A 14,777-nucleotide genomic window follows, 5' to 3' on the forward strand; every position below is an offset into this window, starting at 1 on the left:
GTAGACACAAATTAGTGCCAACTACAACCGCCGCTATTTTCTTCCGTATCTGGCACAAATTACCGCCAACTATAAGCGCTGTTAGTTTCTCCGGTACCAGTAATAACCGGAATTAACCGCTAAATCCCGCCTAAATTAATCACCGTTACGCCGTTCCTCGATTAATTGGGATAACATCGCCACCGGCTTTGATTCCGTCTAGGTAGTCGCTCCAATGTTGGAGCATTTTGCGGCGTTGTTCGAGTTTCTGAGCCTTGTTATACACGCCCCGAACGCCCCCGATAACGTGATTTAATTGCAGTTCGATTTCATCGGCGTTAAAGCCTATCTCGTTTAGCATGGTGCTAGCTGTATGCCTAAAGCCGTGGGGAACTATCAGCGTATTGAGGCCGTTATCCCTTACATTCTTGTTTATCGAACCGCTTGTAATATGGCTGTTGGTCATTGGCGATTTGAATACATACGGGGTTTCACCAGTCAGGGCATACAACTCATTGAGCATCGTTTCAACTTGGCGGCTCATTGGAATAATGATTATTTTGCCCTCCCCTGTTTGGTCTCCCTTGGTGGTTATGCGGTGTATTTCCTTGGCTTTGAAATCGACTTCATCCCAACGCATTGCCACTAATTCGCTCGGTCTAAGGAAAACGTGAAGCCCAAGCCGTAAACAGCTTAATACCTCGAAAGTACCGCGCATGGCGTCCAGTTTACTGAGAACGGTTTTTAGTTCTTTGGGGGTGGTAACGTGCTTTAACTGCTTGGCAACGTGTTTAACGAATAGCGCCCGTGAAATGTATAAGGCAGGGTCGCGGTCTATGTAGCGTTTTCCCTTGGCATACTCAAATAACAGCTTAAACACGCTGTAGACCTTATCCCGATTCTCTAGGGTGCCGTGCTCTTGGATTCTTAACAGACAATCTTCTAGCTGTTGCTCGTTGATCTGCACAACCGGCACAGTGCCAAGCAGTGGCAAAACGTGCTTTTCAAATCTAAGCTTATGCTTTTGGTAGGTGCTTAATGCCCATTCTGGTTTGCGGTCACCATAGCTTTTAGTCTTATGGGTGTAGAACTCATCCAATAACAGGGAAAAGGTCATCAAATCACTTTCGGCCTGTTGCCTTGCCGCTTGTTCTGCAATTTGTTGCTTTTGGTGGCGCTTATGGTCATTCGGATTAATACCGGCCTTAACCAGTTGGCGTGCTTCGTCTCTAAGTGTTCGAGCTTCCAGTAGGCTAATTGCAGGGTATTCGCCTATCGTGTGATCTGAGTCTTTTCCGTCCATCTTAAAGCGGTATTTGAAAACCTTGGTACCGGCCTTAGTGATTTCCAAGCGCAAGCCGCCGCCGTCCGATAACTTTTGAACTTTACCGGTGGGTTTGGTCTTTCTGATTTTGGTATCGGTAAGCGCCATTGCTAACCCCCTAATAACGGTGGAATTAGTGAAAATGGGGTAAATAAGGGGGGTTAATTGAATTGGGGTTAGAAATTTACCCCACTTTTTACCCCCTAAAATCCTGCGCTTTTATGGTACAACGTGAAACACTGTGAAACAACTAAAACGCTGAAACGACGTATAGAGAAGGGTTTGAATGGGGTATTTGGAATGATTTGAAACTTGCTGAAACGTAAGAATGGTGCCCAGGGCCGGAGTCGAACCGGCACAGTGTTTCCACCGGGGGATTTTAAGTCCCCTGCGTCTACCAATTTCGCCACCTGGGCATGGTGTTCAGTAAAGTCTAATGAAGAATTGCTTTACTGAGTAATTCACAATTTAGATATTGTGAATGAAATAATATGGAGGCGCGACCCGGAGTCGAACCGAGGTCCACGGATTTGCAATCCGCTGCATAGCCACTCTGCCATCGCGCCATATTTTTTGGAGCGGGAAACGAGGTTCGAACTCGCGACCTCAACCTTGGCAAGGTTGCGCTCTACCAGCTGAGCTATTCCCGCTTGAATGCGGCGTATTATAGGGGTTGAGCGTAAAAGGTCAAGCAATTTACTGCAATTTTTTACGACTTTTTTAGTATCCCCTCATACGTCGATTTAGATTCAATAATATCAATGATTTATGAATTTTCTTCTTTAGTTGATTCAATGATTTGTGGCAATGCCGCCTTGGTATATTGCACCCAAGTAATCAATGTTAATGCCGCAGCAAAATACAGCATCGGGAAGCCAAGTTCACCCCAGTTAATACCCCAAAGTTCACCGCCGTATAACAACCAAGTTAAAGCTGCTAGTTGTGAAGCGGTTTTGACTTTACCTAATGAAGACACTGCCACCACATCACGAGCATTATTTTCCGCCATCCATTCACGAAGCGCTGAAATCGCTACTTCGCGCATCATAATAATAACCGCAGAAATAATGACCAAAAGATTATCGTTGTATTCTGCCGCAACCACAATCAGTGCTGCTGCCACAATTAACTTGTCGGCTACCGGATCCAAGAAGGCTCCAAGCTTACTCGACGAACCAAGCTTACGCGCCAGGTAGCCGTCAAACCAATCCGTGATGGCGGCAACCATAAATGCCAAAGCCCCCCAGAAACGAGCGTCTTCAATGGGCGCGTAGTAACAGATTAAAAATACTGGTATTAGAATGACTCGACTCCAAGTCATCATCATTGGCAAGGATTGCAAATTCATTAGTTATCTTAATTCTAGAGTTTGGAATAATGCAAAATACTAACATATTTTGCCGAACGGCTCTTTATTAAAAGCAAGTCTGCTGGCGCTTATTCCCCATGAAAGAAATCATAAATTGCCTGTGCTTTATCTTGGCTAACGCCTTTTACTTTTTGTAACTCATTAACAGCAGCATTTTTAACTTCATTTAAACCACCAAAATGTACCAGTAAGGATTTACGGGTTTTTGGGCCTATTCCGGGAATATCTTCCAATCGTGAATGCGTCAGGGCTTTATTACGTTTTTTACGATGCGAGGTAATCGCAAAACGATGCGCTTCATCACGGATATGGTTAATTAGATGCAATGCGATATCTTCATCAGAAAGGTCAATGCCCTCCATATTATATGGCGTGTACAGAACTTCTAAACCAGCTTTGCGCCCTTCACCCTTCGCGACCGACACCAAAGGCAGAAAATCGAGTTGCAAAGACTTTAAAACATCAACCGCTTGATTTAGCTGCCCTTTGCCACCGTCAATAACAATTAAACTTGGGAAGTTTGCATTTTCCTGTTTTAAACGTGCGTATCGTCGACTTAATACCTGATGCATTGCCGCATAATCATCTCCCGGCGTAATCCCTTCGATATTAAACTTTCGATAGTCCCGGTTACTTGGAACGCCCTCTTTAAAGACCACGCAGCTGGCAATCGTCATTTCACCTTGGGTATGACTGATATCAAAACATTCCATATGCTCCGGTACTTCAGCCAAAGCCAGCACTTCCTGCAACGCCTGTAAACGCTGTTGCTGGTTACTCTTTTGTGTTAGATGCTGTTTTAAACCGGCTTCAGCATTGGTTTTCGCTAAAGAAAAAAGACTCTTATCAGTTTGCAATTTCGGCTGTTTAAAACCGGTACGGCGCTGATACTTTTCCAATAACAATGCTTGAATTGCCGATTGTTCAGCCAAGCTCTGCTCCAATAAAATTGTATGCGGTGACGGGTGTTCTTGATAATGCTGCAAGATAAACGCGCTCAGAATCTCTTCTTCAGACGAACCGGCAACCAGTTTCGGGTAATAGGTTTCGCTGCCCCAAAGATTACCGGCACGATACATCATTAAACATAAACAGACCTGATTTCCGTTTACAGCCACTGCCAAAACATCAATATCGCGATTACCCGGTTGATTGATCAGGTGTTGTGATTGAATCGAACGTAGCGCGGATATCCGGTCTCGGAACATCGCAGCTGTCTCAAACTCTAATTGCTCGGAAGCCTGCTCCATCTGCTTGCCAAGTTCATCGATTACCTGAAAACTTTTCCCTTCCAAAAACATCAAGGTATGGCGCACATCGCGCTGATAATCGGCATCGGTGACTAAACCCTCAATGCAAGGGCCGGAACAGCGTTTAATTTGGTACTGCAAACAAGGTCGCGAACGGTGTTGAAAAACGCTTTCGGCACACTGACGCACCGGAAAAATCTTCTGTAAAGCATGCAAGGTGTGATGCACCGCCGACGCATTTGGAAAAGGCCCGTAATATTCACCTTTACGTCTCTTCACTCCACGGTGAAAACTCAATGCAGGATATTCTTTTGCCGTAGAAACAAAGATATATGGGTAAGATTTGTCATCGCGAAACAGAATATTGTATTTCGGCTTATGGCGTTTAATCAGCGTACTTTCGAGTATATAGGCTTCCGATTCGGTATCGGTAATAGTGACTTCAACACGAGCGATCTGCTCGACCATTTTGGCCGTTTTAATGTCGTCGTGACGCTTTTTAAAATAACTGCTAACCCTTCTTTTTAAGTTTTTTGCCTTGCCAACGTAGATAATCTGCTGATCCTTATCCAACATGCGATATACGCCCGGACGCTGAGTAAGATGCTTAAGGAAGTCATCAATATCAAACCGTGCCGTGCTTTCATTGCTCGTTTCGTTGTCTTCCATAATGTCTTCAGGCTGTTTTGGCGGATTCTGCGTGCTCTTGGCTTGGGTCATAGATGATTAAAGGTTAAAATGCGAAACACAATATTATAGCGAATCTCTAAAGGGAATTACGATGGAACAAGAAAACCAATCGGCACCTAGCTCAAATGAAAGCTCAAAACAATCGGTTCCGACAATGCAAAACTTCGACCGCTTAGCCGGCGCAGTTGAATCTTTAGTCAAACAAGAGCGCTGGAGCCGCCGTTTTGCGAATTTATTAAAACTGGCTATTGCCGGTTATATCGTCTTTTTCATTTACATTGCAATTGACAATATGGGCGCTGCAAAAGAGTTAAAAGAGATGAACAATGACCAAGAGCACATTGCGGTAGTTCGCTTAGAAGGTCCAATTATGGCGCAAACCGAAAACAGTGCGGAATACATGATTCCATTACTTCGAGAAGCCTTTAGCAATGACGCTGCCAAGGTGGTAGTGATCAAAGCCAACTCACCTGGCGGAAGCCCGGTGCAATCAGCACTGATTAATGATGAAATCACGCGCCTGAAGAAAAAATACAATAAGCCGGTCATCGCTGTAGTTGAAGATCTATGTGCTTCAGGCTGTTACTACATCACCGTCGCAGCCGATAAGATTATCGCCAATAAAGGTTCACTAATAGGGTCAATTGGGGTGCGCATGGATTCATTCGGTTTTACAGGGCTCATGGAGAAAGTTGGTATCGAAAACCGTTCAATGCATGCTGGCGAACATAAAACCTTTATCAACCCTTTTGCGGAAAAAGATGAAGAAGGCCGTGAATTCTTCCGTACTAAAGTCTTAGAACGCACTCATCAGCAATTTATCCAAGCAGTTCGTGACGGGCGTGGCGATCGCATTAAAGAAACCGAAGATACTTACACCGGACTGGTTTGGCTCGGCGATGAAGCAGTTGAAAATGGTATGATTGACGGACTAGGTGATATGGGTTCAGTCGGCCGCGAATATATGGATGAGCCAAAATATCGTTACTATGAAGTAGAGAAAACCATTTTTGAACAACTACTTGGTGATATCAGCACGCAAACGGCAAGCCGTTTAGCGATGTTCTTCACCACCATGCATTAATCCATTCGTTTGAATTTACGACAAAAAAGGCGAGTCAAAACTCGCCTTTTTTATTTCTTGTACATTCTTTATAGCCCTGATTCAAATTCATCACGTTTGGCTTGGATCGTTTCTTCAACTTCCATCCATTCCATTTCCAGTGCTTCAATAAGCGCCTGACAATCGGCTTCCTGTTGTAAGCATTGGCTTAATTCGTCTTTATTGGCATCGTCATACAGAGAGCTGTCTTCCATTTTTTGATGCAGCTTGCCAAGTTTACCTTGCGCCTTATCCAGCTCCTTTTCCAACTTACGGCTACGCTGCAAATCGGCTTTAATCAATTGATCAAGCTGTTTGCGCAGGTTGGCATTTTCAATTCGTTGCTGTTTTTTATTCTGACTCTTGTTGGCGTCATCAGCGCCTTCCATCTGCTTCTGTGCTTCAGCGGACTGTTTGATTCGCTTTAATTGCTCAGACAGATACTGATCCAAATCGCCATAGAACAACTCAACCATACCTTGATGCACCCACCAATATTGGTCGGCAATCGATGCCAACAGGTGCTTATCATGGCTGACTAACAACAGCGCCCCACTATAATCATTCAGCGCCATTTCCAAGGCATCACGAGTTTCCATATCCAAATGGTTAGTCGGTTCATCAAGGATAATAAGATTAGGTTCTTGGAAAACAATTATTGCTAGCGCTAATCGTGCTTTCTCGCCACCGGAAAACGGTGCGATCGATTCCAGACATTGCTCATTACTAAACCCGAACCCACCCAGAAAATCTCGTGCTTGCTGGTCACTAGGCGCATCTTCCAAAGCCAATAGATGTTTTAACGGACTCCATTCCGGGCGCAAAGTTTCTAACTGATGCTGAGAGAAATAACCGACTTTAACACCACGGGCAGAAATTACCTTACCGTTAACCGGTTTTAATTCTCCGACAATTAACTTTAATAAGGTGGTTTTACCGGAGCCATTGACCCCGACCAGACCGATGCGATCACCGGAACGCAAGGTAAGATTGGCCTCGTTAATAATCGGCTTATCCGGATAAGCGAAACTTAAATTTTCGATTTTCAACATCGGATCCGGCTGAGATTTCGGCTCGGCAAACTCAAAATGAAATGGATTACTGGCCTGAACGGCGGCAACCATTTCCATCCGCTCCAAAGCTTTGACCCGACTTTGCGCCTGCTTGGCTTTGGATGCCTTGGCTTTAAAACGGCTAATAAAGGTTTTCAGATGTTGCATCTGTTGTTTTTGCTTATCATGCAACGCTTGTTGTTGCATTAGGCGTTCATTGCGCTGACGTTCAAAAGCAGCGAAATTCCCTTGGTAGAAATTGATTTTTTGATTATCAATATGGGCAATACCTTGCACTACTTGATCTAGAAAATCGCGGTCATGGGAAATAACCAGTACCGCGCCATCAAAAGATTTGAGCCACTGCTTTAACCATGAAACGGCTTCGATATCCAAGTGGTTGGTCGGTTCGTCCAGTAACAGTAAATCGGAACGTTGCATTAACGCACGCGCCAGTTTTAGGCGGACTTGCCAACCACCGGAAAAGGCATCGATACTTTTGCTGAAGTCTTCTTCGCTAAAACCTAAACCATACAACAACTGCTTGGTTTGGTTCTCTACCGCATAACCATGTAATTTATCCAACTGGTCATAGGCTGCGACAATCGCATTGTCATTATGCTCGGCCTCGGCTTTTTTCAAAGACGCAATCGCTTTAGCATAAAGCTCATCGCCAAAACTGACATACTCGATGACCGTCTGTTGCTTGGCATCGGTTTCTTGTTCGACATAACCGATAACCCATTCCGCCGGCATGCCGAGATTACCGGCATCGATGGTGACTTGTCCAAGAATGGCTCGAAAAAGCGTAGTCTTGCCGGCACCGTTTTGGCCAACAAGACCGATTTTCTGACCTGGATGAATGGCGAGATTAGCACTGTCAAGCAAGGGTTTGACACCGGCACGTAATGAAAGGTTTTGAATATTAATCATTGAATTTTTTAAGTATTTTCAACCAAGCAGCCATCTTTAAGATGCAGTTGGCGATCCATTCGATTGGCAAGTTGTAAGTCGTGAGTAACGATTAATAAGGCGGTATTCAGCTCGTGGTTTAATTCTAGCAACAGTTCAAATACCTGCTCTGCTGATTGTTGATCAAGATTACCCGTTGGTTCATCAGCAAGGATACATTCCGGCTCGGTAATCAAGGCTCGGGCAATAGCAACACGCTGACGTTCACCACCAGATAGTTCAGACGGCTTATGCAACATACGATGTCCTAAACCGACTCGCTCCAATAACTTAATCGCTTTTTGTTTAGCTTCATTCAGGTTACTACGCCGAATTCGTAACGGCATAATGACATTATCTAACGCAGTGAATTCCGGCAATAGATGATGGAATTGATAAACGAAACCCATCGACCGATTACGAATTTTGCCACGCTTGCGCTCATTTAATTGTGAAAACTCCGCATCTAAGAGTTGTACTGAACCGTTCGTTGGCTTATCTAATCCAGCCAATAGATGCAACAAAGTACTTTTACCTGAACCGGAAGTGCCAACAATCGCCAATTTTTCACCGGCAAAAAGTTCAAAATCAATCTGTTTAAAGACTTGGGTTTGGATATCCCCCTCTTTATAGGTCTTACTCAACCCCTGTGCATGCAAGACTCGTTTACTCATAACGTAACGCCTCCGCCGGTTGGACTTTGGCTGCTTTACGCGCCGGATAAAGGGTTGCTAACAACGTCAAAATAAAGGCGATACCGGAAACCGAGTAGACATCATTCCAATCGATTTTCGACGGCACTTGGCTGATGTAGTAAACATCCGGTGGAAAGAACTGAATACCTAAAAGCTTTTCAATAAACGGCACAATAACATCAATATTGGATGCCAAAGATACTCCGCCAATCAAGCCCAAAAGTGCGCCAAGCAAACCGATAACTAAACCTTGAATAATGAAAATCCATTGAATGCTGTTCGGTGTTGCCCCCAGCGTCCTCAAAACCGCAATATCCGCTTGTTTATCGGTAACCACCATCACCATGGTGGAAACGATATTAAATGCTGCGACCATAATAATGAGTGCTAAAACAATAAACATCATCTTTTTTTCCATCTCAATGGCTTTAAAGAAATTCATATGTTGCTGGCGCCAATCTTTGACATACAGGGTTTGAGCTAAATGATTAGCAACCTCTTGCTTCACTTCACCGACCCGAAAAAGGTTATCTATCTTTAACTGTAGGCCGGAGATTTGCTCGTCATACTTAAAAAGTTTCTGAGCATCTTTAATATGAATTAATGCTAAATTAGCATCATATTCATGCATACCCGCACTAAAAATGCCTACTACCGTGAAACGTTTGATACGTGGGACAATGCCAACAGCGGTTACCGTTCCCTGTGGAGCGATAACGGTAACCTTATCACCAACTGATAGGCCAAGTGATGACGCCAGCTCGTTGCCGATAACCATTGAAAACTGATTCGGCTTTAGACTCGTAAGATCGCCAATCACCATCTTACCGTTGATATTGCTGACTTCTTTCTCATACACTGGCATTACCCCACGGATCGCCACGCCTTGCACTGAACCACGATTGGTCAACATCCCTTGCTCCATAATATTTGGAGCTGCACCTTCAATATCCGGTAATTCCTTCACTTTTTCATACAAGGATGACCAGTTGCTCAACTTGCCGTTCTCTTGAGAAATGGTCATATGGGCAGTCATGCCAAGAATCCGGTCGCGCAATTCATGTTGGAAACCGTTCATAATCGATAGCACGGTAATTAAAGCGGTAACACCGAGTGCAATACCAATCATTGACGATAGAGAAATAAATGAGATGAAACCGTTACGTCGCTTTGCTCGGGTGTACCGCAAACCGACGAAGAGTTCAAAAGGGAGTTTGGACATAAATACTAAATTCAGTTTTATTTTTCGGAGTTGGCCGATGATTCATCATCAAATTTCTTGCTTCTTCGCTTGTTTTGCCGAATTGGCGGTAAATTAGCTTTATAGGAGATGAAAACCGGTAATTCAATTTTATAAACGATAGCAGAAACTCGCATAATAATAGTAATCAGAATCGACACAAAAATTGCCAGTTCCTGAGAGACATCATTGTGCAGTAACAATAAAAGAACACTCGCTCCGATAAAAGAAGCGGTTGCATAAATCTCTTTACGCAAAACGAGCGGAATTTCATCAACTAAAACATCGCGAATCATGCCGCCAACCACACCGGTCATGACACCAGTCATTATCGCAATCGGATCGGAAAAACCAAGTTCCATTGCCTTCTGCGTACCGATAACGGTAAAAACAGCTAAACCCAGTGCATCCAAGAACAATAATAACTTCACCGGTAAACGGCGAAAACGTGCCAGAAAGAAAAACGCTAAGGTTGTGCAGACAACAATATAAATATAAATATCATTTTGCGTCCAGAAAACCGGCTCACCGATAATGAGGTCTCGCAAGGTTCCACCGCCAATCGCGGTTACCATAGCGATGACAATAGCACCGAACAGATCCAAATGTTTTCGACGTGCGGCCAAAAGCCCAGTGATTGCAAAAACCACTGTGCCGAGGAAATCCAGATATTGCAATGTCATCGTTATTTTCATGCGCTGTATTATAAAAGAGCCTTGAGTTTGCAAACATAAATTTTTCACAAACTTACAGGACTTCGCGTCTATAACCTTTTATTCCTTAAGGTAAAGTATTTTAAGGCGGTATTTTCTTCTTAAAGGCATTGTGATTAATTAAATTTAAAATTAGGCGAAAATATTTCACTAGCACTGCCATTATCTCAACTTAATGCACTCCCCGATAGAGATTTCTAATATTGGGTAATAACGATATTTAAACTCAATGCTGCATTATTGATTTTTTTAATTACTCAACAAAATTCGTATTTGCTATAACTCTCAGCCGTTCGCAAAACTTGATATAGGTAGGCAAAGTCCCGCTCAAACTCAAGCTTTCCAGACAGCCAATAGCGGTAAGACGCAATGATAGCGTCATCCGCTTTATGAAAAATATAAATACAATTATTGTTATAGGACGCAGTCTTTATGAAAAAAACACTTTTAACTCTTGCTATCGCATCTATCTTCACAGCCCCTATTGCATTTGCAGCAGACCATGCTCACGAAGGTGTTGCTAACAGTGTTATCGAAAAACAACGAGCAGCGCTACAAAACAATACTCAAGGCAAAGGCTTTGGTCCACAGTCACCGCGTAATATCGATAACCTAGATGGAGCCAACCCAATTAAATTCCAAGAAGCTCCGCCGTATCAAGAAATGAATCTATGTAACATCCACTTCCATAAAAACGCAGAACACCAAGGTGGAGAGTTCACTACATACGCAGGCAATGGCGATGGACATGGCTATCAGAGCGGATTCAAATATGACGGTACACTTAGCAAAGCCGAGTCAAAACCTTATAAAGGCCAAGTCTGTCCTAGTAAACATGGCGGATTAAATGTTGGTGACACGATCGAAGTTCACTATGTACATTCAACTGCCCAAATCAAACCGGGTCCGACATTAGGTTCATGTTTGAATAAGAGCATCGGCAACCCGCAACTTCGCGTTGAGACTCAAGTTTACGTATTAGTGAATGATAAAAATGCTCTAGACTTCAAGAAAATGACAGAGCATGGAATTCGCGGCGGACGCCACCAAGCTTTGAACATTCCAACCAATATGGGGGCTCCAGTTCAATACACAGGCTCTACAACCGGACCTAAATACAACGAAAAAGGTTCACCATTCCAAGTTTCTTGGAGCGTTCGTCCAAAAGTGGCAAAAGTCGATATCTCAAGCGTTGGTGAATGGTGTAAAGGCAATACTTTTGATGAAGATCACGCACACGGTGTTCGTAACTTAGTTATCAACCCTCGCCTACTCTCAACAATTAAATAATCATTAGATAACAATAAATTAAGCCATAAAACTTGATTTAACTTATCATCTAAATTAGCCGCTAATAGTTATTGCTACTAGCGGTTTTTTTATTGCCTAGCATTTTGTTCAGACAATAAAAAACCCGCCATAATGACGGGTTTTCTACTACCAAATAATCAGTGATTATTTATCCGATTTTAGACGATTAATGCCTAGCATCTTCATAATGTATTTCTGATAAATCGGCTCTGAGTTACCGGCTTTCATATTACGAATAAAGTATTTCTCAAACGCAATCTTAGCTAAGTGAACCCACTTACCTTTTTTCGCCCACGTTAAGTTACGCGGTGGAATCTGTGGCAGAGCAACAAACGCAGCACCAGAATCACCCATATCTGCAAGACATACGGTATTCCAAGTCGGCTCTTCGTGAGGCTCTTTGCCTTCTAGGTTTGCTTCGATATTGTGACAAATCGCTGTGACCATTGACTCGATCATTAGACCGGTTTTCGGCGTACCACAAGGAACTGGACAAGTTGTATCAACCGGAGGAATCGCGATACCAACACCGAGTGCATAGATGTTTTTGTAAGTCGGGTTACGGCTAAATTGATCAACCTTAACAAAACCGCGCGGGTTAACCAACGGGCCACCCATTTTCTCAGGATCGCCATCAACCATATCGCAAAGGAATTTCGAGCCTTTGAATGCCGGAAGCATCATCGAGTATTTAAATGGTAATTCGTGTTGTTTGATAACGTTACCATGCATATCGTGCTCGTCGACATACATTGTGCCATCTTCAATTTTGGTGGTTTTAGCGTTACAAATCCAGTTGATATGACGATTACGCAACTCAGATTCCATTAGCCCTTTAGAATCACCAACACCGCCTAAACCTAGGTGACCAATGTAAGGCTCTGCCGTAACAAAAGTCATTGGAACGTCTTTACGGATTTTGCGCTTACGAAGATCCGTTTCCATAATCATTGCGAATTCATACGCAGGACCGAAACATGATGCACCTTGTACCGCACCAACAATGATCGGACCCGGATCATTACAAAACTCTTCCCACTGCTCATAAGCTTCCGCAGCATGAGGAGTCGTACAAACCGAAACGGTATTACCACCGTGACTCTTTGGACCAAAACCTTCAACTTCGTTGAACGCTAGAGAAGGACCTGTCGAAAGGATTAGGTAGTCATAATCCATGGTAGAACCGTCATCCAGAGTAATTTGATTATTGTCTGGATCAAGCGCAGTACAAATTTGGTTGTAAAACTCAATCCCTTTGCGCGTTAGATGCGGCTCTAATTTGAAAGAGATATCTTCCGGCTTACGCCAGCCCACTGCAACCCAAGGGTTTGATGGAACGAAATTAAATTCATCAACGGCATTTACAACTTTAACGGTATGCCCTTTATCAAGATGCTTACGGATATCGTAAGACATTGGTAGACCACCCGTGCTAGATCCAACTACAACAACTGTTGCCATGTTCACCTCATATTTTTGTTTTGAGTCATAACGAAGCTGACTCTTATTTTGTTCTAATAACTCTGATTTATGCAGTTACCAAAGATATTTTTATAACCAGATACGGATATAAAATTGTTAGGAAATACTGCAGTAATGAAGGATAAATTGAAAATAAAATTTTTATATCCAGAATAAATCGAACTTATTAGAATAGAAATAAAACTTATTAGCAACCCCATAGGGCTTTTTAATAATTTAAATAACGTGATGTAATTTAACCATAAAGTATATATAAACAATTGGTTATGAAAAAAGCAGTATTAAAAACACTCTTTAATGACCTTTTGTCAGCAATAACGGTAACCAAAAAAGCACCATAAAGGTAATAAAAATAATTGAGATAATCGTTAGAAAAGCGCCCATCACCACTAAAACATGATGACTAAAGAGTAAAACAGCCATGCCAATCAGTAATAGCCAAGAGCTTATCCAAATTGGCCGCGCTACACTTGCCATAGCAAACGCTACTGCATCAAACCCTTGGGCAAACATGGTTAGCTGTGCTCGTTGATAACGGCTAAAGAAATGCACAACATCGTCAATAATCAAACCGAGACTTAACATCAGTAGTACCGGTAATAGCTGTTCTGGCATGTTAAATCCGGTTGCTCCAGTCAACATTGGTAAAAGTACTTCTTGAATAGCCATACTGATTAACCACGCCAACATGGTTAGCCAGAGTGCGAACAAAACCACTCTTGCAGAACGCCAATACAACATAAAGAGCCCAGCAAACAACAGTAGCATCAAACCAAATTGATAATTTAACAATACCGCTTGGTAGTACCAGGCTAGGACTATTGAAGTCAACAGGCTGGCAACCAATAAAGGAGTGCGCCATTTCCCTTTAGTTTTTAATGTTTCAATCCAACCACGAAATCCATTTCTGTCACTGGTATTGCCGACACGGAATTCCAAGAAATAACTCAATAAAATCAATGGCAGCAAAGTAATACTGAAAAATACGCTCAAAATTGCGCCAATGGTCACCACCCAAGCCATCTGCGCGTAATCGCCGTTAAACCAAGCAGCGAAAATAAAGCCTAAAGAAGTCGTTAAATTGGAGAGCACAATAGGAGTAAAGTTCAGCTTAAGCGCTTCCGCTACCGCATCAAACTGATACAGCCCACGTGCCATTTCCCGTAACAAGGTACTTAATTGATGAATCAAATTCGACGACAGCATTATCACGATTACCAGTAATGCTAATAAACCGGTTTCATCCAGCACAATATCCAGCCATCCCAAAACACCGAAACTGCTAATCAAAATTAACCAACTTAATGCGAACTGAATCAGTGCAGTACGTTTTGAATCCGCCAACCAGGCTAAAACTAAACTCATCAAAACCGTGGCAATCAATAGTGATAACAGAATCGGTGTTAAGCTATGCCATGCAAAATCAAGTAATCCATACAGCAGTACTGCCAAAATTACACCAAAACGAATCGCCAACGATCTTTTGTTGTGGGCAATGATTTGTACCCAGCTAAACGCCCAATTTCCCATGCAGATTTTTGTCCTTTTGTTGCATTGTTTAGATTCATGCCATAAGCGAATCCGGCTGGTTTAAAATACGCCTCTAATTTTCATAAACT

Annotated in this window: 11 protein-coding genes and 3 tRNA genes; 2 read left to right on the forward strand and 12 right to left on the reverse strand. The window is 42.9% G+C overall.

All coding sequences use genetic code 11. The features are described from left to right. Positions 1 to 145: 145 nt before the first annotated feature. The 6 genes from J3998_RS03755 to uvrC form a co-directional block, all read right to left on the reverse strand. Positions 146 to 1,411, reverse strand: a complete 1,266-nt coding sequence (locus J3998_RS03755) for a tyrosine-type recombinase/integrase (protein ID WP_208148131.1) — start codon at positions 1,409 to 1,411, stop codon at positions 146 to 148. 221 nt (positions 1,412 to 1,632) lie between these two features. Next, positions 1,633 to 1,719 (reverse strand) — tRNA-Leu (locus tag J3998_RS03760). Positions 1,720 to 1,795: 76 nt separating this feature from the next. Further along, positions 1,796 to 1,869 (reverse strand) — tRNA-Cys (locus J3998_RS03765). An 8-nt stretch (positions 1,870 to 1,877) separates the two neighbouring features. Further along, a tRNA-Gly gene (locus tag J3998_RS03770) sits at positions 1,878 to 1,953 on the reverse strand. 116 nt (positions 1,954 to 2,069) lie between these two features. Continuing rightward, positions 2,070 to 2,651 carry a CDP-diacylglycerol--glycerol-3-phosphate 3-phosphatidyltransferase gene (gene pgsA / locus J3998_RS03775; RefSeq protein WP_243750577.1) on the reverse strand — a complete coding sequence of 194 codons (582 nt, stop codon included), beginning with the start codon at positions 2,649 to 2,651 and terminating at the stop codon, positions 2,070 to 2,072. Positions 2,652 to 2,740: 89 nt separating this feature from the next. Further along, the gene (gene uvrC / locus J3998_RS03780) at positions 2,741 to 4,591 is read right to left on the reverse strand and encodes an excinuclease ABC subunit UvrC (RefSeq protein WP_208148182.1); all 1,851 of its coding nucleotides are present in this window, start codon (positions 4,589 to 4,591) and stop codon (positions 2,741 to 2,743) included. 112 nt (positions 4,592 to 4,703) lie between these two features. On the opposite strand from uvrC, the gene J3998_RS03785 reads away from it, so the two are divergent. After that, positions 4,704 to 5,696 carry a S49 family peptidase gene (locus tag J3998_RS03785; RefSeq protein ID WP_208148132.1) on the forward strand — a complete coding sequence of 331 codons (993 nt, stop codon included), beginning with the start codon at positions 4,704 to 4,706 and terminating at the stop codon, positions 5,694 to 5,696. Between the two features lie 68 nt (positions 5,697 to 5,764). Here J3998_RS03785 and J3998_RS03790 read toward each other — a convergent pair whose 3' ends face one another. From J3998_RS03790 to J3998_RS03805, 4 genes are read right to left on the reverse strand one after another with little or no spacing between them, the layout of a single operon-like run. Next, on the reverse strand, positions 5,765 to 7,699 hold the full coding sequence (locus tag J3998_RS03790) for an ABC-F family ATP-binding cassette domain-containing protein (protein WP_208148133.1): 1,935 nt from the start codon (positions 7,697 to 7,699) through the stop codon (positions 5,765 to 5,767). A gap of 8 nt (positions 7,700 to 7,707) precedes the next feature. Continuing rightward, entirely contained in the window at positions 7,708 to 8,391 is a 684-nt protein-coding gene (gene lolD / locus J3998_RS03795; protein ID WP_208148134.1) for a lipoprotein-releasing ABC transporter ATP-binding protein LolD, read from the reverse strand. After that, positions 8,384 to 9,634, reverse strand: coding sequence for a lipoprotein-releasing ABC transporter permease subunit (locus J3998_RS03800; protein WP_208148135.1), 1,251 nt, complete (start codon positions 9,632 to 9,634; stop codon positions 8,384 to 8,386). The genes lolD and J3998_RS03800 overlap by 8 nt, the downstream gene beginning before the upstream one ends. 17 nt (positions 9,635 to 9,651) lie before the next feature. Further along, a complete protein-coding gene (locus tag J3998_RS03805; protein ID WP_243750578.1) occupies positions 9,652 to 10,335 on the reverse strand; it encodes a trimeric intracellular cation channel family protein in 684 nt (227 codons plus the stop codon). 462 nt (positions 10,336 to 10,797) lie between these two features. Here J3998_RS03805 and J3998_RS03810 point away from each other — a divergent pair, with 462 nt between their 5' ends. Then, positions 10,798 to 11,655 (forward strand): delta-class carbonic anhydrase, encoded by an 858-nt coding sequence (locus J3998_RS03810; RefSeq protein WP_208148137.1) that lies wholly within the window; start codon positions 10,798 to 10,800, stop codon positions 11,653 to 11,655. A gap of 165 nt (positions 11,656 to 11,820) precedes the next feature. Here J3998_RS03810 and J3998_RS03815 read toward each other — a convergent pair whose 3' ends face one another. Together J3998_RS03815 and J3998_RS03820 are read right to left on the reverse strand one after the other, a co-directional pair. Continuing rightward, positions 11,821 to 13,137 (reverse strand): NAD(P)/FAD-dependent oxidoreductase, encoded by a 1,317-nt coding sequence (locus J3998_RS03815; protein WP_208148138.1) that lies wholly within the window; start codon positions 13,135 to 13,137, stop codon positions 11,821 to 11,823. 315 nt (positions 13,138 to 13,452) lie between these two features. Beyond that, positions 13,453 to 14,688, reverse strand: a complete 1,236-nt coding sequence (locus J3998_RS03820; protein WP_208148139.1) for an efflux RND transporter permease subunit — start codon at positions 14,686 to 14,688, stop codon at positions 13,453 to 13,455. Positions 14,689 to 14,777 lie beyond the last annotated feature (89 nt).

Source organism: Thiomicrorhabdus marina, assembly GCF_017571465.1.
Taxonomy (GTDB): Bacteria; Pseudomonadota; Gammaproteobacteria; order Thiomicrospirales; family Thiomicrospiraceae; genus Thiomicrorhabdus; species Thiomicrorhabdus marina.